We start from the raw sequence: 20,971 nt of genomic DNA on the forward strand, positions 1-20,971 counted from the left end.
ACCTCGCTTGCTGCGCCACCGGGCCGCGCGCCCGCTTCTCCCGCTCATACCCAAGGATCCCGCCCATGACAGGCTTCGATCGCCAGACGATCTCCGATACGACCGCAAAAATGCTGCTAGAAGTTCAGGCAGTGCACTTCAACGCGGAGAAACCGTACATCTTCACGTCCGGCTGGGCGAGCCCGGTTTATATCGACTGCCGCAAGCTGATTTCGTATCCGCGCGTGCGTCGTGGCCTGATGGAAATGGCCGAAGCGACCATCCTGCGCGACGTCGGCTATGAGCAGATCGACGCCGTCGCCGGTGGCGAAACCGCCGGCATCCCGTTCGCGGCATGGCTGTCCGACCGCCTGATGGTGCCGATGCAATACGTGCGCAAGAAGCCGAAGGGTTTCGGCCGCAACGCGCAGATCGAAGGCCTGCTGACCGAAGGTCAGCGCGTGCTGCTGGTGGAAGACCTGACCACCGACAGCCGCAGCAAGATCAACTTCATCAACGCGCTGCGCACTGCCGGCGCCACGGTGAATCATTGCTTCGTGCTGTTCCACTACAACATTTTCAAGGAAAGCGTGTCGGTGCTCAAAGACATCGACGTCGATCTGCACGCGCTGGCCACGTGGTGGGACGTCCTGCGCATCGCCAAGGAAAACCAATACTTCGACACGAAGACGCTCGACGAAGTGGAAAAATTCCTGCACGCACCGGCCGAATGGTCGGCAGCGCATGGCGGCGCAAACGCGACGCCGCAGTAAGCAGCAGACGTCGCGTTAGCACAGACCTTCTAGCCGTCTGAATTGAAAAAGCCGCCTGTCTCACGACAGGCGGCTTTTTTGTCACCCGGCGCTAAGACATGTCGCCGGAATCTTCCGGTGCGGGCGACGACAGATTCAGCAAGCCGTTGCTCTGCGCATACTGGAACAATTCAGAATCGCGATCGATACCGAGCTTGCGCATCGCCGCGTTTTTCTGAGTGCTGATCGTCTTGATGCTTCGGTTGAGCTGCTCGGAGATTTCCTTGATCGTCATGCCCGATACGAATAAACGCACCACTTCCAGTTCGCGTTTGGACAGCATAACGTCATCACTCTTGCCACCGGAATTCATGCGTAGCGTATCGAGCACCGCCTTCACCGAAGGGCTCATGTATTCGAGGTGGCGGCTGACATGCTGCACCGCGAGCCCAATGTGGCTCAGATCGTCAGATTTATGAACGACCGACGTCACGCCCAGCTCCCTCAGCCGCTTCAGCAGTGCAGCATTTTCCAGCATGGTGAGCACGACAATGGGAAGATCCGGGAAATTGCGACGCAGATAGCCGATCAGCTGCAGCCCGTCGCCATACTGCCCGCCCGGCATCGCCAGATCCGTAACAAGCACGTCACAGGGCGAGGTTTGCAGCATCTTGACCAGCTCAGTTGACTGCCGCGCACGACCGACGACTTCCAGCCCCGGAAACTTGAGCAGCGCGTGCTCCGCACCGAACAGAATGACCGGGTGATCGTCGGCGACCACGACCTTGAGGTGATCTTGCATCGCCCTCCTCTCGATTGGTAAATCACTCTCCACAACTTCTACCATGTCTTTCTATGTTGTATGCACACGAATGAGAACGCGGGGCCGGTGTCGCGCGGGCAATTCCTCCGACTATAGCCGATTTCCCCTTCGCAAATCCCACGGTGTGGCAACAATGATGTATCGCAGAGCTAATGCTAGACTTGATTCGACCTTGGGGCACGATTAAGGACAACAACCATCGCGAGGACAAGCACCTCGCGCCCTGATAGGAGAACCGGCACATGCGCTCGCGTTGCCTGGTTGTTTCGCTTGCTTTACCGCTGTACCGTACGCCGTTCTTCACCTGCGCGACGCTGGGGTTGGCTCTATTCCTGATGCATAGTCCATGCGCGTTCGCCGAGACCCCGTTCACGCTGACGAGCGCCAGTTTCCATAGCGGCAAGGTGGAAGCCGCACAGGTTTTCAATCAGGCCGAGTGCAAAGGCGGCAACCGTTCGCCGCAACTGACCTGGCGCGACGCGCCGGCCGGCACGCGCAGCTTCGCGATCACCATGTTCGATCAGGATGCGCCGGGCCGTGGCTGGTGGCATTGGGCGGTCGCCGGCATTCCGGCGAAAGTCGACAGCTTGCCCGAGAACGCGAGTTCCTCCGGGTTCCTTACTAAACTCGGCGCCGTCGAGGCGCGCAACGACTTCGATACCGACGGCTATGGCGGCCCCTGTCCGCCGCCGGGCAAACCGCATCGCTACATCATCACTGTCTATGCGCTGAGCACCGCCGACCTGCGCCTCGCGCAAGGACGCCCGGCGCTGATGTTCGATCATGAGATCGGCACTGCCTCGCTCGGTAGTGCGCGCATGGTGGTCAATTACGGGCGGTAGGGTCGTCCGATGGGTTCGTCGGATCGAGCGCAGCGACGCGGCGAGGTCATGAAGCTTGGTGTACGGTTTGCATCGACAGGCCGCGCGCGCGGAATTTCTGTCATCCGTGCGCCCTAATGTGCGGCGAGGCGGTGCGCGCGGCTCTCCCTGCGCACCATTGCTGCGCCTGAACCCATCCTGTTTCACTACTGCCGGAGAACCTCATGTCGAAGATCGTCATCGTTTATCACAGCGGCTACGGCCACACGAAGAAGGTCGCTGAAGCGGTGCTCGCGGGCACCATCGAAGCCGGTGCGCAGGCGCGGCTCCTGCCGGTCGGCGAAATCGACGATGCGGCCTGGACCGAACTGGCCGGCGCCGACGCCATCATCTTCGGCGCGCCGACCTACATGGGCGGTCCGTCGGCGGACTTCAAGAAATTCGCCGACGCGAGTTCGAAGCCGTGGTTCGGCCAAACGTGGAAAGACAAGATCGCGGCCGGCTTCACCAACTCGGCGACCATGAACGGCGACAAGTTCTCGACCATCCAGTACCTCGTCACGCTCGCGATGCAACACGGCATGATCTGGGCGGGCACCGGCATGATGCCGTCGAACACCAAGGCGGCGACCCGCAACGATCTGAACTACGTGGGCGGCTCGACCGGCCTGCTCACGCAATCGCCGGCCGACGCGTCGCCGGAAGAGGCGCCGCCCGCCGGCGATCTGGAAACGGCGCGAATGTTCGGCGCCCGCGTGGCCGGCGTGACGGCACGGTGGATCGCCGCGCGCGGCTAACGCGCCGCCGCTCTGTCGCGAACCGGGCGGCATCGGCTGGTATCTACCCCACAAGAGGTCACGCCGATGTCACGTTCGGCGCGCATCGTCGTTTTTTTCGCCCCGTTTCGCACGTCCGCCGGCGTGAGGTCTTAAAATAGCGTTCCGGCGCGGCGTCGCGCCCCGTTTCCAGCAAGCGAGTGAGATCGAGATGAGCACGAAAGTTTTTGTCGACGGACAGGAAGGCACGACCGGCCTGAAGATTTTTGAATACCTGTCGCAACGCGCCGACGTGGAGATCCTGCGTATCGAAGAAGCGAAGCGCAAAGACCTCGAAGAGCGCCGCCGTCTCATCAACGCGTCGGACGTCACGTTCCTGTGTCTGCCCGATGTCGCGTCGCGCGAATCCGCTTCACTGGTCGCCAACGATCACACCGTGCTGATCGACGCGAGCACCGCGTTCCGCACCTCCGCCGACTGGGCGTACGGCCTGCCCGAACTGGCCCGTACGCAACGCGAGCGTCTGCGTACGGCCAAGCGCATCGCCGTGCCTGGCTGCCACGCGTCGGCCTTCGTGCTGGCAATGCGTCCGCTCGTCGAAGCGGGCGTGGTCGCGGCCGACTTCGCCGCGCACGCTTATTCGATCACCGGCTACAGCGGCGGCGGCAAGAAGATGATTGCCGAGTACGAAGCTGGCGGTAACGACAAGCTCAAGAGCCCGCGTCCCTATGCGCTCGGCCTCACGCATAAGCATCTGCCGGAAATGGCGGCGCACACGGGTCTGACTTCGGCGCCGATCTTCACGCCGATCGTCGGCGACTTCTACAAGGGTCTCGCCGTCACCACGTTCTTCTCGCCGAACCAGCTGGCGAAGAAGGCCACGCCGCAAGACGTGCAGGCGCTGTTCGCCGAGTACTACGCGGGCGAAGCCTTCGTGCGCGTCGCACCGTTCGATGCTGACGCGAACCTGGACAGCGGCTTTTTCGACGTGCAGGCGAACAACGACACCAACCGTGTCGACCTGTTCGTGTTCGGCAACGAAGAGCGCTTCGTGACCGTCGCGCGACTGGACAATCTGGGCAAGGGCGCGTCGGGCGCGGCGATCCAGTGTATGAATCTGGCCATCGGCGCGGCCGAAGAAAGCGGCTTGAAGCGCTGAATAACCGAGGTATCGACGGCAGTTCGCCGTCGCTTCCATCGAAAAGCCGGTCTGCAAAGACCGGCTTTTTTGTTTTAAAAGCCACTCGCGTTAATTCTAATTGCAAGCTCGACTGGTATTAGCCCGAATTTCTAAAAAAAGAAAATCGCAATGCCGTGCACTACCGGTAATTCATTCCTTTAATTCGCTCGCCTCGCATAGTTTTCCGCATAGGGAAACACCCAATTTTTTCGCGAACGATCGTTCGAAGATGATAGAGCCTTTTTGCCATAACGCTTGCCCATCACGGGCGTGCGGCGACGCAACGGCGCCGTCCTGTTCGCGAAAATCACTTTTCTGTTTAAAAGGGCCGCAAGTGTCCGTGCAGTGCGTACGCGCCGAAATTCACGCTGTTTGAATCGATCTTTTTAGACGGCTCATTCAATTGACAGCGATTAACCGCGCAGCGAAATTACTTCGCACAATTACATGAACGGAGACAGCGGTATGTCGCACGCCATTAATCTCGGCCTCGCAATGGCCCTTGCCACAGCGCCATTACTCGTCGCTTGCGGCGGCGGCAAAGCCGACAATCCAGGCACGATCGACACGCCGCAATGCTCGGGCGCGAGCTGCGGCGTGCAGGGCCCGCCCCCCACGGGTACTGGCGCGGCCGCGTTATGCCCCGCTACCGCCGACATCGTCAAAACCACCTATCTGGGCGGAGCGGGAAGCGGTGAAGTCGTCCAGGTGAACATCGACGCGACGGCGATGACTTACACGCTGAAGTGGCTCGAATCGCCGATTCCGTTGCGCACGGGTCAGGTCACACCGACGCGCGCCGGCACGCAAATCACCGGCGCGGTGATCCACCCGCCCGCCGGTGCGCTGCCGACCGCCGAACAAACGCGCTGTGCGTTCATTCTCGGCGCGGGCACCGGCACCGCACCCGGCGACGGCCAGCCTTACACCACGCCGGACTTCGTCAACAACCCCAATCCGCCGATGATCCTTGTCGGCCTCGGCGTCGCGGGCGGTGGCATTCCGGGCGCAACGGTCCAGTTCGACGGGCTGACGATTCCGCTCGTCGGCTCGGGCATCGGCAAAGTGCCGAGCCGTCATTTCGACTTCTATCCGTTCCTCGGGTTTGCCAGCACGACGACCGACCTCACCAAGCTGGCCGGCACCTACAACGGCTTGCTGTATCACCTCGCGCCGTCGGGCAACTATGCGACGGTCGCGACCAACACGGTCGAAACCTTCGACGCGAGCGGCGCCTGCACGAGCAGCAATACCGCCAATCCGAACTACTCGGCGAACGCCGGCGGCTGCCTGACGACCGGCAATGCGCTGACGCTGAACAGCAATGGCTATTTCGACAGCCAGCTCGCGCCGCAAATCGTGCCGCAGTTCCAGTTGCCGCTCATCGGCGCAAGCGGCAAGTCGGCGACGGCGCACATGATTCTCGGCCAGATCAATGGCGCGACCGTACCGCTGGTCGTGCGCACGGGCGCCATCAATCTCGGCACCGATCCATTCCACCTCGACGCCAAAGTCGACGACGAATCCGGCATCGCCATGCTCGCCGCGGCCACGCCGCTTGCCTCCGGCGGTTTCGACGGCGGCTACGTGGGCGCCGACTCGAACTTCAGGAACACCGCGACCTTGATCCAGGGCGCCGTCGGCACCTTCATCAACCCGTCGACTTCCGCGCCCGAAGACCATTTCGGTCTGACCTACGGTCTGCAGAGCCCAGGCCTCGTCGGGGTGCAGGGCAGTGCTGCCGGCTTCGCGATTGCGTCGGGCGGCCTCTATGCCATCGCCATCCAGGGCACGGAGAACGGCGGCCTCGCGCCCACCTCGGCCAACGCGGATACGCCGAGCACGCCCTACTTCGGCATCGGCGCGCAGATCAGCAAGTAACGCGCAACGAGCCGGCCGTTCGCGGTGCGGAAAAAACACAAAACAGAAGGTGGCTGGACCGGGAGCCGGCCACCCACAACGAGAAAATTCTGGAGGCGGTATGAATTGGAGAGTCTTTTCGGTGCTCGCTTTTGCTGCGCCGTTGTTGGGGGCGTGTGGCGGGGGAGGCGGCGGTGATGGGCCGGTGACGGAAGTCCGCCTGTGTCCCGCATCGCTCGACTACGGCACGGTGTTCACGGGCGGCGGCGGTGACGGCGAACTGGTCAAGCTGCAACTCGATACGACCGGGATGACGTGGCAGGTCAATTACATCGAGTCGCCGATCCCGGCCACCGCCGGCACCGTCGTCCCGACTCGCGCCGGCCAGACCGCGAGCGGCACGCTGACGCAGGAAACCCTGCTGCCGACTAACAAGCTCAACCAGTGCGCGTTCCGGCTGAACGGCGCGAGTCTCGACCCGAACCGGCCGGCGCGGATTTTCGTCGGCGAAGGGGTGGCGGGCGGCACGATTCCCGGCGCGGAGATTTCGTTCGGCGGGATTCTCGGGGTGGGCGCGGTGCCCGATACCACCTTCCCGTATTACCCGTTCATCGGCTTCTCGTCGATTGAAACGAATCTCGCGAACGTCGCCGGCACCTACAACCAGCTTGGCTATCACCAGGTGCCGTCGCAGAATTTCGCGCCGGTCGCGGTCGATTCGAAGATCACGATCAACGCGGACGGCACGTGGACCGAGTGCGACAACTCCGGCATCAACGCCGGCACCTGCCAGCAACCGGGCGGCAATTTCGCGCCGGCGGCCGACGGCAGCGGCGGGTTCCAGACCAACAACCTCCTCGGCCAGGCGAAACCGACACTCGCGAGCACGCCGAAAGCCCGCGGTTACATGATCGTCGGCAAGCTGCGTAACCAGCTTGTGCCGATCCTCGTGCGCGCGGGCGCCGCGAACTCGTCGATCACCGTGCCGCACAACGACGCGCTCGGCCCCTATGCCGACGATGAATCGGGCATCTCGATCCTGTCGCCGCAAAACACGATTGCGGTGAACTCGCAGAACGGTGAGTACATCGGCGTGGATAGCCAGTTCGATTACCGCACCACCGCGCTCGAAGGCACCGAGGCCACGCTGCTGGATCCGTTCAACGCCTCGCAGGCCTCGCTCGCGACCGCACTGAATCTGGACTTCACGCAAACCGTGCCGGGCGTCGTGACGACCATGCACGTGGGCGCCACGACCGGCACCACGCCGACCGGAAAGATGATCTTCAGCGGCGGTGTGTTCGGCTACCTCGATCTGACCAACGCGGCCTCGCCGTACTTCACGATCGGCGCCTTCGTCCAGTAGCGGGCGCGGCATACGCCGCCCGTGCGCCACGCGGTGTTCGCATTCCGGCTGCCGTGCGCTTTGCGCGACGCGGCAGCAGGCGCCCCACGACTATTCAGCGCTCTGGCCGGGCCGACCAGCCCGCCGCCGCTCGTCGCGCGCGATGCGCCGCACGAGCGCCTGAGGAGAAAAACATGAAGAAGATCTGTCTCGCGTTACTGGCCGGGCTGCTGTCGGCCAGCGCGTACGCCCAGCATGCGGGCGACAACGTTGCCGTGCTCGGCTGGTTCCACGTGATGCCGCAGGATTCGAGCACGCCGCTCACCACCCACGTCGCCCCGACGCCGATCAACACGCCGCTGCGCCTGCCGAGTTCGTTCACGTCGGCCGGCACGGGCTTGTCGACTAATAGCGCGAATACCGTCGGTCTCGTTTTCAGCCACTACCTCACCGACCATATCGCGGTGACGACGGTGGCAGGCGTGCCGCCGGTCTTCAAGATCTACGGACACGGCGTCATCAAGCCGCCGGGGCCGGCGGGCGCGCTCGGCCAGCAGGATCTGGGCGATCCCCAGGCCAATCCGATCGTGAAGAGCGTGCGCCAGTGGAGCCCGGCGCTGATGTTCCAGTACTACTTCAACTCGCCGACGGCGAAGTTCAGGCCGTTTGTCGGCATCGGCGTGTCGTACAACTGGTTCTCCGACATCCAGCTCAGCGACAACTTCGTCAAGTCGACGCAGAACAACCTCGGCGCGGTGCTGGCCGCGGGCGCCGGCAAGCCGGGGCAGACGCAGGTGTCGGCGAAGGCGTCCTCGTCATGGGCGCCGGTGTTCAATGCCGGTCTCGCGTACAACATCACCGATCACTGGGGTCTCGTGGCCTCGGTCACCTACATTCCGCTGAAGACCACGTCGTCGGTCATCATCAAGGCGGCGGATGGCACGGCGTTAGGGGTCTCGAAGGCGGACCTGAAGGCCGATCCGATCATTTCCTTCCTGGCCGTCTCGTACAGGTTCTGAGTTCCGCGCCTATACGACAAAGCCGGCGACTCCACGCAAAGGGGTCAGCCGGCTTTGTTTTTCCGCGCGACGTTTGATGCAGCCGACGCCGGCAAATTTTGGGCGAAAAAAAGCCCGCCTACGTGGGCGGGCTGAATCCATATCAGAGGAGACATGGAGGAGACAGACGAACTATAGCAAATGATTTGGTGCGACGCAACATGAAAATTAGGGTTGACCCTCAATGTTGTTCAAATACAACGCTCCGGGCGCGTATGAATGCGGCCGCCTGCCTAATGGCGCACCAGCGCCATCATTGCGCCGAAGCCGATGAACAACCCGCCCGTCAGCCGGTTGAACATTCGCGCGACGCTGCGGCTCTTCAGTCTCGCGCCGATGCGGGTGCCGAACCCCGCATACACGAGATACCAGCTCACCTCGATCGCCGCGAAGGTCGCCACGAGCATGCCGAATTGCGGCAGCTTGGGTTGCGTGGCATCGATGAATTGCGGCAGCAACGCGGCCGCGAACAGAATGGCCTTCGGGTTGCTGCCCGCCACCAGAAAACCGTTGCGAAACAGCGCGAAACGCGAACGTGCGGGCCTGGCGGCGAGTTCGTCGACGCTATCGGCGGCGGCTTCGTCAGCCGGTGCGCGCCATGCCTTGATGCCCAGATAGACGAGGTAGGCAGCGCCGATCATGCGCAGCGCGTTGAACATGGCCGGCCACGCCGCGAGCACGACACCGAGTCCCGCCGCCGACACCGCGAGCATCAGCACCAGCGCCGACAGACAGCCAGCCATGGTCGCGCTGGAACGGCGCAAGCCGTGCTGGGCGCCGTGCGTCATCACGAGCAGCATGTTCGGACCGGGAATCGCGGAAACGACAAAGACGGTGGCGACAAACAGCCACCAGGTATGCAGAGTCATGAGAATCGAAGCGGATTGGGATCGGGCGGCTATTATGCCCGCCCGGTTGGGGCTTTGTTTGAGGCTTTGTTTGCAAATGTGTCCGCGCGGGACCCGCTTCCGCGTTTGCGTCCGCGGCGGCAGCGAGCGGCTTCCCGCACGCGCCGCCCCGCTCTTTTAACGCCCGGCTCGCCGCGCCGCCACCTGGCCCAGCACCGCAAAGTCCTTCTCGCCGTCGCCGTGCGCCACGGCTTCGATCAGGCTGTCGCGCACCACACTGGCGATCGGCATCGGCGTCGTCACTGAATCGGCTGCGGCGAGCACGAGGCGCAGATCCTTCAGCCCGAGACGCGCCTTGAACAGCGCCGGCTCGAAGCGCTGCTCCGCGATCATCTTGCCGTAGCCCGAATAGACCGGACCCGTGAACAGCCCGCTCGTCATGACGTCGAGAAAATCCTGCATCGCGAGGCCATGCCCCGTCACCATCGCAGCCGCTTCACCGAGCGTCTCGATCGCCGCGCCGAGCATGAAATTCGCGGCGAGCTTCATCACGTTCGCCTGTTGCGGCAGCGATCCGATACGCCAGGTTTTCTGGCCGATCACGTCGAACACCGGCTGAACCCGGTCGATCGCCTCGGCCGGGCCGCCGGCAACGATCGTCAGCTTGCCCGCAGCCGCGACGTCGGGTCGCCCCAACACCGGCGCCGCCACGTAATGGAGTCCGCGCGACGCATGCGCGGTCGCCAGCTCCTCGGCCAGCGCCACCGAGATCGTCGCCATGTTCACGTGGATCAGGCCACGCGGAGCATGCTCCAGCAATGATGCGGTAACGACCTCGCGCAATGCGCTATCGTCGGCCAGCATCGAGAAAACCGCGTCGCCCGCAAACGCTTCGGCCGGCGTCGCGACGACCAGCGCACCGAGATCGGCCAGCGGCTGCGCCCGCTCCGGCGAGCGGTTCCACACGCGCACCTGATGCCCGGCTTTCAGAATGTTTGCAACCATCACGGCGCCCATCTCGCCGAGACCGATAAAACCGATGTCCATCTGTCGCTCCGTCTTCTAAGGAACTCGAAGTAAAGCACATCGATGCGACACGTGCAGGGCAGCGCGCAACAAAACACAGTGCGATACTGCTGCGATGGTCACCGCGACATTCCGCTTCTATGAGGAGTTGAACGACTTTCTCGCCCGGCCGCTGCGCCGGCGCGCGTTCAGCTACGCCTGCGCGTCCAACGCGACCGCGAAGCACATGATCGAAGCGCTCGGCGTGCCGCACACCGAAGTCGAACTGATCCTGGTGAACGGCGAATCGGTCGGTTTCAATCATCCGTTGGTGGACGGCGACCGCATCGCCGTTTATCCGAAGTTCGAGGCGCTCGACATCCGCCCGCTCCTACGCGTGCGCGAACGGCCGCTGCGCGTGCTGCGTTTCATCGCCGACGCGCATCTCGGCGGCCTCGCGCCGCTGCTGCGGCTAGCCGGCTTCGACACGCTATACGACAACCACTATCCCGACGCCGATATCGAAGCGCTTTGCGTTGCGCAACAGCGCATCGTGCTGACACGCGACCGTGAGCTGTTGAAACGCCGCAGCATCACGCATGGCTGCTATGTCCGTACGCTCAAGCCGCGCGAGCAATTGCGCGAAGTATTCGAACGGCTCGATCTGGCCGGCAGCGCGCAACCGTTCCGTCTGTGCCTGATGTGCAATGCGCCGCTGCGGCGAATCGCGAAGGAGGAAGTCGGCGCCCGCGCACCCGATGGCGTACTGGAACGGCACAACCAGTTCGTCACCTGTGACGTGTGCCGGCGCGTATTTTGGGAAGGCACGCACTGGCAGCGGATGCGCGCGCTGATCGATAGCGTGGCGGTGGCGCCGGAGCGGCCAGGTTAAACACCGTTCGGAGTTCGCGCTGACGGTCCTGAAGCTCTGCGCCTGTTCGCGGCTCACGTGCGTCGCCCTATGGGTTGCTGCGCGTCTGCTGCCGGCTCTGAGCGCCGCCTTTCCCGCTACGCACGGCGCGGTGCGTACAATGCGGGATTACTTATCTGGCAGAGGCCTTCCGTATGGCGATGAAAAAAACCGACCTTGAAAAAAACAAGGCGCTCAAACTGAACAACGCAATGAAGCAGTCGACGGCCGAGCGTTTCGGTAAAGCCGCAGCCGCCGAGCCGAAGCTCGATCGCCGCGAGCAACGCAAGCTCGATCAGGCGCAAGGCCTCGTGGCGTTCGCGTGCAAGCTGAACGGCGAACTGGTCACCGAGTTGAAAACGCGTGCCGCCACGCATCCCGAGGGTATGACCGGCCTGCTGAACGAAGTGATCAAGCGTGGCCTCGCGGGCTGATCGCCGTATCACCCTGCCGTCCATGCAAAAAGGCCAGAGCTTGTGCTCTGGCCTTTTTGCTGACAACGCCTTTTTGCGCGCCCGCGCGACGTTGGCCATCTAGCGCCGCACACCGCGCCGGCTCGCCCGGCGAACCGGACGTCAGCTTAGTTTTGCACGCCCTTGTCGTTCGTGCCAGCGGCCGAAGCTGCTGCCGAAACCGGAGCGCGCTTGCCGTGCGTCTTCAGGTGCTTGGAGTGGTGCTTCTTCGGCGCGCTAGCTGCTGCGGCCGGCGCTGCTGCGTCCGATGCCTGTGCGAAAGCTTGAACGGAGACCAGCGCGATCGATGCGGCTGCGAGCGAGACGATAACTTTTTTCATGTGTTGTTCCCCAAACCTTTGCGACTGAGTCAATGTGAATGAAATAAGCTGCGCGGTAAAGCAGGCAAGGCACGAGCGCCTCCCCGCTCCCCGCGCAGAGTATTACCTGGCGTAGGCAGTTTGTCATGCGCAAAACTCGATATGTATTTTCCGGGAGACAGCTTGCTTGCGACATGCTTTCGATCGCTAAGCATTCCATACCAGGGACATTACCTAGCTGTCTTCAGACGAGATTACGCAGCAGGCTGGCGGTTTCCTGCAGGGTCGGCAACACGCGCTGCAGCGCGGCGTGCGCCGACTCCTGGCCGATCGGCATGCTGACGCTGATCGCCGCCACCACCGAGCCATGCCGGTCGCGCAACGGCACCGCGACGCCGCGCACCCCCAGTTCGAGTTGCTGGTCGGTGACCATGTAACCGTTGCGGCGGATTTCGCCGAGCACTTCGCGCAGCCGTTCGATCGTCGAGTAGGTATAGGGCGTGAACACCTTGATCGGATAGGACGCGAGCCAATGATCGATGCTTTCGGGTGCCTGGAACGCCAGCAGCACCAATCCCGCCGACGACAACGGCGCCGGCGCGCGCGAGCCGAGCACGAAGCCGACCGCCATCGCGCGATTCACGCCGTTGCGCGCGACGTACACCACGTCGTGTTCGTCGAGGATCGCGACCAGCGCGGTTTCCTGCACGGTCGCGGTGATGCGCTGGAGAAACGGCTGCACGGTGCGCGGCAGGCGCGCCGAATCCAGATTCGACTGGCCGAGCCGCAGCACGCGAGGCGCGAGCCAGAACAGCTTGCCATCGGTGTCCACGTAGCCGAGTTCGCGCAGCGTCAACAGGTAACGATGCGCTGCGGTGCGCGACAGGCTCGCGCGGGCGGCCACCATCGTCGGCGTCATGCGGGCATGCTCTTCGTCGAATGCTTCGATGATCGCCAACGCCTTCGCGGCGCCGGCGATCCAGTCTTTGTCGTCCATCGCGGTTGTTTGAAAGTCGGCGGGGTGGCGTAAGGTGTCATTCGGCCGGACGGCCGTTGCGCGATTATCGCGCGAGTTGGACGGTGCGCACGGGAAGGCGGTGTTCAATGCGAACCGACCGACGCCGTGGCCACCCACCCGTTGTTCCGATCATGGCCGGCTGCCCGCGTATCATGTGGGCGATTCGGGACAGGGCAGCGCGCGTGCATTGAAGCCCCTCCGCATTGCATAGTGCGCACAGCGCCGCCCCCGCTGCCCGAAACGCCGCGAACGCCTCATAAGAACCATCCCACTCGAATAACCGCCTGTGAATCCCGACACCCGCCAACACCTGCGCGCCAATCTGCTGATGCTGATCGCCGCGATGATCTGGGGCTCTGCATTCGTCGCGCAACGCCTGAGTCTCGATGCGATCGGACCGTTCCTGTTCACCGGCTTGCGCTTCCTGCTCGGCGCGCTCGTCGTGCTGACGCTGATCGTGTGCGTGCGGCGCTCCGCGCTCGCCGAACTGTCGAAGCGCGAACCCGGCGGCGCACGCGAGTTGCTCGGCGCCGGCGCGCTGCTCGGCGTGGTGCTTGCCGCGTCGATCTCCTTGCAGCAGATCGGCCTGCAATACACCAAGGTCGCCAACGCCGGCTTCATCAGCTCGCTATACGTGGTCATCGTGCCGTTGCTCGGCGTGCTGTTTCGGCACCGCACCGGCATTGCCACGTGGCTCGGCGCGTCGCTGGCGGCCGTCGGCATGTATTTTCTGAGCGTCGACGAACACTTTTCGATGCTTGACGGCGACTGGTATCAACTGGCGGGCGCCCTCGTGATCTCCGTGCAGATGATGCTCGTCGGGTACTTCGCGCTGCGCCACGACACGCTCATGCTCGCACTCGTGCAATTCGTGACGTGCGGCGCGACATGCCTCGTGGTCGGCCTCGCCATCGAGCCGGTTAGTCTTGCCGTGATCGCGCGCGCCGCCCCGACGATCGCCTACGGTGGAGCACTGTCCGTGGGCATCGCTTATACGATTCAGGTGGTCGCGCAAAAGTACGCAGCGCCTTCGCACGCGGCGGTGATCTTCAGCATGGAAGGGGTGTTCGCCGCGCTCGCGGGTTGGCTTGTGCTGGGCGAAACGCTGTCGACACGCGCGATGTCCGGCTGCGCACTGATGCTGGCGGGTCTGATCGTGTGTCAGGTGATGCCAGGCTGGCGACGTGGGCGCGAGCGCGTGCGTCAGGCGTCGTGACGGCGTAGCTTAGCCAGCGCGCCTCGCTCGAGACCGCGAAGACGCTCGGCGACCGCGCCCGGCGCCCTTCAGCCCGGGTACATCAGCTACGCCGCGCGCGGATGAGCGAAAACATTCGACGTATCGCCGGTCGGCGGAAACACGCACCAGCAGCCGTCGTCGTGACGAAAGAAGAAGAGACTTCGTGTGCCGCCCTTGGCAGACGTCTCGACGCGTACATAACGCCGGCCTCCCACGCGGGTGCGGCTGAATTCGGTGACGTGGACCGGCGCGGACTGCGCCGGTGCGAGCCACTTCTCCACCAGAAAACGCAGCGACTGTTCGCTCGCGGCTCTCATGATCCGCTCCTGACCGGCTTGTCCTGACGCGCATCGCGCGGGGATTCAGGGTTGTCGTCGCTGTCGGCGGCGTCCGCGTCGGCTTCCGCGGATGCGAGGGCGATGGCCCGGTTGGTGGCTGCCGCCCGCAGCGTGCTGCAATGGGTGGCATGTCGGATATCCGCTAGAAGACGGACGAGCTGTCGTGCTGATCTGCGTTTCATACACCCCCCCGCACTGCACCAATAACTTCAGAAAACACTTTAACTCTATGCCTGGATGGGCGTCGCCGAAATGTTTTTCGCTAATTAGCAACAGTTGCGCTTGCAAAAAAAGACACGCAATCTTCGTACCGTCCAGTCTCAATGTGCGCGTTCGGCAGATGAGCGTCTGTACGCTGGCGAGCGCTCTATGCGCCGGAAGAGCCCGGCTCAGCGGCCTGTGGAAGAAATGGCCGGGAGGTAGTTATCCACAAACATCTATGAATAACTTTGGGATAGCGCATAGGACAGCCTGTGCGCGGATTCTTGATAAAGCGCACGCGCGAGGAGTCCGTGTCAGAGTTATCCCCGCTTTGTAGTTTTTCTACACGTTTGATCCGCAGGGTTACGGATTTTGCATGACCTTGATGCAATGGGACATTTGGGAGTTATCCACAGAGGCGGTCAATCCTTGTTATCTACTACTACATATGTATACGTATGAAGTAAAAAACATAGGATAAGTACCGCTGTGCGATGAGATCGAAGGCTGAGGCGGTCCTGACCAGCCCTACCTTAACCGTTCGTTCACGCGGAACGGCACCTCAAGGCAACGCGAGAACTCCGCTTGCCGGTTGAACCGCGGTGGCCTGGCCCACTGGTGCAGGCAAGTCGGGAACGAGCGTGGGCGTCGTCACTTCGACCGGCATCGGCAGAAGACGCGTTTCGATGTGGCTATTGGCAACCGGCTGCGTGCGCACGACGGTCTGCAGATAGTGATCCACGAGGCCGAAGAAACGGTCATAGAACTTGCCCGACGGAATGGTTTCGCTCGAGATCTTGACCATCGCGTCGCTGTTCGAGCGGATCGGCAGCGAGAGCGAACCCAGCACGCTTAGCCCGACGCTTGCCGACGTATCGCTTTTCTTCAGCGCAAAGCCGTTCTGCACGGCGTTGACGTAAACGATGCTCGTATCGCTCGCCTCCTCGCCCGGCGTGCAGACCACATGAAACTCGACGACGACGTGGGTGTCGCCCGTCGGCTGGAAGTTCTTGGTTCCGTCGACGGTATCGTTGCCGGTCATCGTCGTCAGGTAGCCTTGGCTCAGCAGGGCGCGGCGCGCGGCTTCGCAGCTATCCGTGGTGCTCGAATTGAAATTGCGCGCGTAAGGACTCGCGCCGGTTTCGAACAATTCCTGCTGGAATTTCGGTTGCGGTGCGCTGCTGCACGCGGCAAGGATCAACAGGCCGAACAGGGCCGAGGTCGTGGTTTTGGAAAGCGAGGTCAACATGGTCGATTGCAAGGGACGCTGCGTGAGCGCGAATGGAAATGCATTGTAGAGCGGGTCGCCCGGTGTGCGTAAAAAGCATGCAACGTCAGCCGCGCGCCGCCTTGCACGGCATGACGAACGCTTACCGCGGCGGGTTGTAGCGCCGCAGGCGGAAAGAAAACGAAGGAAAAAACCAGTTCAGTGCGATGCCGCAGGCAAACCACTCGCCGCGGCGCTGCTTGCCTGGGCCCCGGCAGTGATGGCAGGCACGGCAAACGCGTTCGCCCAGTAACCGGGCGCCGCGCAACGCTCATCCTTGCAAGTGTCGGCGGCCGTTCCAGGACGCTGGCCAAGGTCTTGCGACGCGGCGATCTCGGCGAAATCTTCGGCGCGCAAGCTGACCTTTTGCGCATACGCCTTTGAACCGCCGTAGTTCTTGAGCGCGGCGTTCAGGTCGCCGTTGGCCGAGCGCATGTAGCCGTACAGGATGGCCGAGCCCACTTCGATGTTCGCGGTCGGCTCCGTGAGGTCCTTGACGTTCCGCAGCAGCCCGCGATGAGCCTGCGGCACCACCTGCATCAGGCCAGTCGCGCCGTTGGCACCTTTGGCCTTTTCCTTGAAGCGGGATTCGATCGAGATGATGGCCAGCAGAAGCGCCGGCGGGAGGGAATATTTCGAAGCGGCGGATTGCACCGCGTCGGAAATCTTTTGAGCTTTATCCTTTGCGAGACCGAACTTGTGCGTCAGATACGCGGACATGCGGTCGGTGTTCTCGTCGGCCGTTGCGGTCTGCATCAGGCCGAGCGAAAGCACGATCAGGCAAAGTAACCGGCTCATGAGGGGAATGGAAGGATGAGGACCGGGCATTATAGCGTCGCACCGAAACGAGGCGTCCGGCGAGCGCAATTTCTCTTTTTAAATCAAGGATGATCGGTTTCCAGCGCTGTTCACCTCACTCCGCTCGCGTTCAGTTCGTAATCGGGGTCGGCGTGTCGGAGTGCCCGCGGCCGGATTGCTGAACAGGGGTTTTTGACTCTTGGCTTATGTTCCGTTAGTTGCATTTAAGATCCAAGACAGTAATCGAGTTCGCTGATGTCAAAGTGAAAGCTCACTGCGCCGGTTCGAAGTGTTCGATCGAGTGCATGGATCTGAGTGAACGCTTCCTGTTGAATCGGCGAGGATGGTCGGGTCGAACATGTCTTTGAAGCGTGTCCCATATCGAGGATGCTCCAGTGTCGCGAGCAGCGAAGCTTCACGATGCTGCCGCTCCGTCCACAGCTTAATTACGTCGGCCTCCTCCCCGCTGCCGGTTGAATTCCCCCGTATTTGAGACAATGAACGCCGCCCGCGAACAGGGTGGCGGACAACCGGGTGTAGGCTTGGCGTTTCCCACCGATGCCGTCCCATCGAACAAGAGATGTTTTCAGGTATGAGCAAGACTGCGTTTATTCCCAGCGTCCCCGGGACATCGGAGGACGATTTCGACGTATCGGCCATGTCGAAGATGGCCGGCTACCGGCGTTTCTTTGGCGTGTTGAAAGTGATACGGTCCACCGATGGTCGCGTGCTGTTTCCGTTCGACGGCGCCCCGGAACTCGGCCCGTATCCGTCCAAACTGGAGGCGATTGCAGCTGCTCACGTGTACGGCGAACACATCGTGGCCAGCGACCTGGCGCGCCCGGAGTTGTGATGAGGGCGTACGGCGATCCGTCGGCCAGTCGCCTCGCGTGATCATTTCGGAGCAACGAATGGCTAGTCTGCGCGGAAGGGGCTCATCGGCTGCTGCCATGTGGAACGCGGCCGCGCTGATGACCGTGCTGACGGCCGCAGCCAGTCAACCCGGCTTTGCGCAGAACGCCGACGTCGGACGCCGCGCAAGCAGCACTCGGGAAAGCGGACGTCGTTCACGCGCAGGTACGCGTTGCCGCGCTCAATGCCGCCACCAATAGCGTGACGCTACGCGGCCCGCGCGGCAATCTTGGCGACGTGGACGTGAATCCCGCCTTGGTCGACGTCACTCTGCTGCGGGTCGGCGACAAGCTGAACGTGGCTTATGAACAGGCACTCCTGCTTCGCATCGACAAGCTCGCGACAAAAGGTATGCGTGAGCGCGTCGAAACGACCGTGGCGATTCCGGCATCGGCGGGGATGACGTCGTCCGCGCATCGGGTGCGGGTTGTCGTGACGCTGCGTGGGCCACGGCACCAGCAGGTATTGCGAGCGGCGCAGGACATTCCGCTCGATCGGCTGAGAGTCGGCGACAGCGTGCGGGCCGAGTTTATTTCGCCCGCGGCCGTGGCGTTGGCAAGGAATTGATTGTTGCCTGCGCGGGCGCTGATGATCGAACCGCTCAGGAAGAGTCTGTTCTCTGAACAGCACGCAGTTCGGTCTGCTGCAAGACTTCGTGTTTTCGCCGCTGCACGCGACGATGAACGCATTGCGCGCGGGTCTACGTTGCCGGCTGCTTCGCGCGGCGTGGCGCCGCGCGATTGCACTGCGTCCGGTTACGTCGAAGAAGACGGCTGAAACGCCATTCCGCCCTCGGCCTCGCTCCAGCTCGCGACCCACTCGGGTAACACCGGCGACGCTTGAGTAATGTCCGCCAGTGCCAGCAATTCGGCAGTCGTCACGGTACCGCCCTTTCGTTTCAGGAACCGCGCCCGAACAACGGCCAGCGCGACTTGCACATCGCCACGCACGAAGCCCTGTTCGATGAAGATGTGCTTTTCATCCCAGCCGATAACGCGAGTGTGCACGTCATAGCGATCACCCAGCTCCAGCGAGCGATGAAAGCGCAGCGTTTCCAGCGTGACGACCGGATACCAACCTTCTGCTCTCAATTGCCGCCACAGGCCGCTGCGCATCATCAGATCGACGCGCGCAAGATCGAGGATCGTGAAATAGCGTCCGTTATTCATGTGGAACAATACGTCGAGATCGTTTATCCAGACGCGAAACGGCGTGACGCAGGTGTCGAGCACATGCAGCCGGCTGCGGCGAGCGCTGCTCAACAACAGGAGTATTAGACGTAGCAGGAGACTCATGCGAAAACCTGGTGATCAGATAGCTGCCATGGGTGGCGGGGACTGCATGGTAGCCGCGATGATGAAACACGGCGCGTTGGACGCGGATCAATCTGTAGAGCACCGTCTCGAACATATGTTCACGCCAGAACGGCAAGGCACTCGTCGTGACGTTCGGCGTTTCGAAAGCGGCAAATAAAAGCGGCCATCGGGAATGGCGGGCCATTGACTGACGGCTATTCGTTCAGCGAGATGGACGTCTTTTCCCTTCCTGTTGCGGAACGTTGAAAACTTTTTTCTACCCTGCAGACATTTTCTCGATGTGCAGAGGTACATTAATTCGGTTACCTGGCCGTAAGTCACCGGAGCTACGAATGACGGATCACAACGAGTTGGCCACCGGGCCGGAATACGTTCCGGAATCGCTGCGAACACTCGCGGCGTATCTGGAGCGTGCACTTGATAGCGCGACGAGCATCGTGATGATGCGGCCCACCGACGATGTCTGCATCGTGTATTTGGGCGACCCCGCGGGTCTGCGCGAAGACCTGAAGCAGATTGCTACGATTGCAACATCGGTGGCAAACAGTATGCTGGAGTCGACTTTTTCGGGCGTGAACGAGCTGCAAATCAACGGCCAGCTCTATCGTTTCGCCCGCAGCTTCACGCAGGTCGACGACATGGCGGCTGTCGTCTTTTCAATGGATTAGACCTCGGCTTGTTGCTACGCAACTGCCTTCCTGCGCCGACGATGCGACGTCGCGCCAGGTCCTTAAAATGCCGGACGGCAACTTGGTCGGGGTGGCGCGGTCTCAAGAACCGTGACCCGTTGGCCGTTCGACTTGCATTGTCTTGCCAAGCGCCGGCCCTGCGGCAACCGGTTCAAAAGGAGGACTAATGCATCCGAGACGATGTTTGGCATTTCTGTTTTCCGTGGCAACCCTCAGCTCGACCGGGGCATGGGCGAGCGATATTCAATGCGCTACCACGCGGCAACCCGCCGAGCGCGTCATATGCGACCACGCGATACTCGACAACGAGTACGACGATATCGCCGCTGAGCAGCAGGCCTTGCTGAATAGCGGGAAGCTATCGCCCGAGCAGCTTACCCGATGGAGGCAATCGCGAAACGCCTGCTCCGACGTCCACTGCATTGACACGGTATTTGCGCAATGGAAAACAATTGCCAGGTCGGTCGAAGCAAATGCCGCCGTTGTGCCTATGCCTGCCATTGCCTCGGCGACGGAAGTAGCCCCTGTCGGACCTGCTTCCGATGCAGACGCTCTTTCTGCAACTCAAGGCCTACCAGCATCCGCGGCGGCATTACCAACCTCCGAAGCATCGCTTGTGCGTCAGGGTAGCGCGGCCGGCGTTGCGCTCCCGCAGCCGGTCGCGAGCCAGGTTTCTTCACCAGTGACCCCATCCTCGGCTTCCGGCGCGGGTGAATCTCGCAGCAGCGCAGGGTTGAGCGCTGGACTGATGCTTGTCTTACTCATTGCGATTGCTGCGGGTGCATTCGTCATTCGTCGAAGCACAGGCCTTCGGCGCAGCGAAAAAACGCGGGATCGTTCGCGGTAAGAACATGCTTGAACTGGGGCCGACTCGGGTGAAGTTGGACGGCTTTGCGAAAAAGACCTCTCCCTATGTCAGCAACGCAGCGTGGACGCGCTGGCAGCGATTCCCGAGCTGCGTCTGGAGGGCAGTCACAAAAAAGGGCGCGGGAAAAAATCTCCGGCGCCCCTTCGACATTTATTGTGGCTACGCCTGGGTCAGGCAAGGCTGAGCGACCGGGAAGAG

23 protein-coding genes are annotated in these 20,971 nt (G+C 62.3%); 14 read left to right on the top strand and 9 right to left on the bottom strand.

What is annotated here, in order from left to right; all coding sequences use genetic code 11:
* The first annotated feature begins 65 nt into the window (after positions 1-65).
* Positions 66-752, top strand: a complete 687-nt coding sequence (locus B0G69_RS05185) for an orotate phosphoribosyltransferase (protein ID WP_121315921.1) — start codon at positions 66-68, stop codon at positions 750-752.
* Positions 753-843: 91 nt separating this feature from the next.
* Here the strand turns inward: B0G69_RS05185 and B0G69_RS05190 are convergent, their stop codons facing one another.
* On the bottom strand, positions 844-1,533 hold the full coding sequence (locus tag B0G69_RS05190) for a response regulator transcription factor (RefSeq protein ID WP_121315922.1): 690 nt from the start codon (positions 1,531-1,533) through the stop codon (positions 844-846).
* A gap of 263 nt (positions 1,534-1,796) precedes the next feature.
* On the opposite strand from B0G69_RS05190, the gene B0G69_RS05195 reads away from it, so the two are divergent.
* The 6 genes from B0G69_RS05195 (at position 1,797) to B0G69_RS05220 (ending at position 8,555) form a co-directional block, all read left to right on the top strand.
* Positions 1,797-2,396 (top strand): YbhB/YbcL family Raf kinase inhibitor-like protein, encoded by a 600-nt coding sequence (locus B0G69_RS05195; RefSeq protein WP_121315923.1) that lies wholly within the window; start codon positions 1,797-1,799, stop codon positions 2,394-2,396.
* Between the two features lie 203 nt (positions 2,397-2,599).
* Positions 2,600-3,172, top strand: coding sequence for a flavodoxin family protein (locus B0G69_RS05200; RefSeq protein ID WP_121315924.1), 573 nt, complete (start codon positions 2,600-2,602; stop codon positions 3,170-3,172).
* Between the two features lie 190 nt (positions 3,173-3,362).
* Positions 3,363-4,310: an N-acetyl-gamma-glutamyl-phosphate reductase gene (gene argC, locus B0G69_RS05205; protein ID WP_121315925.1), complete on the top strand. Its 948-nt coding sequence runs from the start codon at positions 3,363-3,365 to the stop codon at positions 4,308-4,310.
* Positions 4,311-4,796: 486 nt separating this feature from the next.
* The gene (locus B0G69_RS05210) at positions 4,797-6,212 is read left to right on the top strand and encodes a DUF2957 domain-containing protein (RefSeq protein ID WP_121315926.1); all 1,416 of its coding nucleotides are present in this window, start codon (positions 4,797-4,799) and stop codon (positions 6,210-6,212) included.
* Between the two features lie 100 nt (positions 6,213-6,312).
* Positions 6,313-7,557, top strand: coding sequence for a DUF2957 domain-containing protein (locus tag B0G69_RS05215; RefSeq protein WP_121315927.1), 1,245 nt, complete (start codon positions 6,313-6,315; stop codon positions 7,555-7,557).
* A 173-nt stretch (positions 7,558-7,730) separates the two neighbouring features.
* Positions 7,731-8,555, top strand: coding sequence for an OmpW family outer membrane protein (locus B0G69_RS05220; protein WP_121315928.1), 825 nt, complete (start codon positions 7,731-7,733; stop codon positions 8,553-8,555).
* Positions 8,556-8,827: 272 nt separating this feature from the next.
* Here B0G69_RS05220 and B0G69_RS05225 read toward each other — a convergent pair whose 3' ends face one another.
* Both B0G69_RS05225 and B0G69_RS05230 read right to left on the bottom strand, forming a co-directional pair.
* Positions 8,828-9,463, bottom strand: a complete 636-nt coding sequence (locus B0G69_RS05225) for a LysE family translocator (RefSeq protein ID WP_121315929.1) — start codon at positions 9,461-9,463, stop codon at positions 8,828-8,830.
* Positions 9,464-9,619: 156 nt separating this feature from the next.
* Positions 9,620-10,489 (bottom strand): NAD(P)-dependent oxidoreductase, encoded by an 870-nt coding sequence (locus tag B0G69_RS05230; protein ID WP_121315930.1) that lies wholly within the window; start codon positions 10,487-10,489, stop codon positions 9,620-9,622.
* Positions 10,490-10,583: 94 nt separating this feature from the next.
* On the opposite strand from B0G69_RS05230, the gene B0G69_RS05235 reads away from it, so the two are divergent.
* Entirely contained in the window at positions 10,584-11,339 is a 756-nt protein-coding gene (locus B0G69_RS05235; RefSeq protein WP_121315931.1) for a Mut7-C RNAse domain-containing protein, read from the top strand.
* 173 nt (positions 11,340-11,512) lie between these two features.
* The gene (locus B0G69_RS05240) at positions 11,513-11,791 is read left to right on the top strand and encodes a hypothetical protein (protein ID WP_121315932.1); all 279 of its coding nucleotides are present in this window, start codon (positions 11,513-11,515) and stop codon (positions 11,789-11,791) included.
* 146 nt (positions 11,792-11,937) lie between these two features.
* On the opposite strand, the gene B0G69_RS05245 is transcribed toward B0G69_RS05240, so the two are convergent.
* Complete coding sequence (locus B0G69_RS05245; protein ID WP_121315933.1) at positions 11,938-12,150, bottom strand: hypothetical protein; 213 nt, start codon at positions 12,148-12,150, stop codon at positions 11,938-11,940.
* 223 nt (positions 12,151-12,373) lie between these two features.
* Complete coding sequence (locus B0G69_RS05250) at positions 12,374-13,126, bottom strand: IclR family transcriptional regulator C-terminal domain-containing protein (protein ID WP_121319114.1); 753 nt, start codon at positions 13,124-13,126, stop codon at positions 12,374-12,376.
* A gap of 307 nt (positions 13,127-13,433) precedes the next feature.
* On the opposite strand from B0G69_RS05250, the gene B0G69_RS05255 reads away from it, so the two are divergent.
* The gene (locus B0G69_RS05255; protein ID WP_121315934.1) at positions 13,434-14,363 is read left to right on the top strand and encodes a DMT family transporter; all 930 of its coding nucleotides are present in this window, start codon (positions 13,434-13,436) and stop codon (positions 14,361-14,363) included.
* Between the two features lie 86 nt (positions 14,364-14,449).
* On the opposite strand, the gene B0G69_RS05260 is transcribed toward B0G69_RS05255, so the two are convergent.
* From B0G69_RS05260 to B0G69_RS05275, 3 genes are all read right to left on the bottom strand, one after another.
* Complete coding sequence (locus tag B0G69_RS05260) at positions 14,450-14,701, bottom strand: hypothetical protein (RefSeq protein WP_121315935.1); 252 nt, start codon at positions 14,699-14,701, stop codon at positions 14,450-14,452.
* Between the two features lie 784 nt (positions 14,702-15,485).
* A complete protein-coding gene (locus B0G69_RS05270; protein ID WP_121315937.1) occupies positions 15,486-16,172 on the bottom strand; it encodes a DUF2242 domain-containing protein in 687 nt (228 codons plus the stop codon).
* A gap of 177 nt (positions 16,173-16,349) precedes the next feature.
* Entirely contained in the window at positions 16,350-16,988 is a 639-nt protein-coding gene (locus B0G69_RS05275; RefSeq protein ID WP_121315938.1) for a transglycosylase SLT domain-containing protein, read from the bottom strand.
* Between the two features lie 592 nt (positions 16,989-17,580).
* Here B0G69_RS05275 and B0G69_RS05280 point away from each other — a divergent pair.
* Together B0G69_RS05280 and B0G69_RS05285 are read left to right on the top strand one after the other, a co-directional pair.
* The gene (locus tag B0G69_RS05280) at positions 17,581-17,841 is read left to right on the top strand and encodes a DUF6723 family protein (RefSeq protein WP_121319116.1); all 261 of its coding nucleotides are present in this window, start codon (positions 17,581-17,583) and stop codon (positions 17,839-17,841) included.
* A gap of 155 nt (positions 17,842-17,996) precedes the next feature.
* Entirely contained in the window at positions 17,997-18,467 is a 471-nt protein-coding gene (locus B0G69_RS05285) for a hypothetical protein (protein ID WP_241991261.1), read from the top strand.
* Between the two features lie 188 nt (positions 18,468-18,655).
* On the opposite strand, the gene B0G69_RS05290 is transcribed toward B0G69_RS05285, so the two are convergent.
* Positions 18,656-19,195 carry a thioesterase family protein gene (locus B0G69_RS05290; RefSeq protein WP_121315939.1) on the bottom strand — a complete coding sequence of 180 codons (540 nt, stop codon included), beginning with the start codon at positions 19,193-19,195 and terminating at the stop codon, positions 18,656-18,658.
* A 353-nt stretch (positions 19,196-19,548) separates the two neighbouring features.
* Between B0G69_RS05290 and B0G69_RS05300 the strand changes: the two genes are divergently transcribed.
* Both B0G69_RS05300 and B0G69_RS40950 read left to right on the top strand, forming a co-directional pair.
* Complete coding sequence (locus tag B0G69_RS05300; RefSeq protein ID WP_121315941.1) at positions 19,549-19,884, top strand: hypothetical protein; 336 nt, start codon at positions 19,549-19,551, stop codon at positions 19,882-19,884.
* A 773-nt stretch (positions 19,885-20,657) separates the two neighbouring features.
* Positions 20,658-20,957, top strand: a complete 300-nt coding sequence (locus B0G69_RS40950) for a hypothetical protein (RefSeq protein ID WP_158608920.1) — start codon at positions 20,658-20,660, stop codon at positions 20,955-20,957.
* Positions 20,958-20,971 lie beyond the last annotated feature (14 nt).

The sequence above is a fragment of the Paraburkholderia sp. RAU2J genome (genome assembly GCF_003634845.1).
In the GTDB taxonomy this organism is placed as follows: domain Bacteria; phylum Pseudomonadota; class Gammaproteobacteria; order Burkholderiales; family Burkholderiaceae; genus Paraburkholderia; species Paraburkholderia fynbosensis.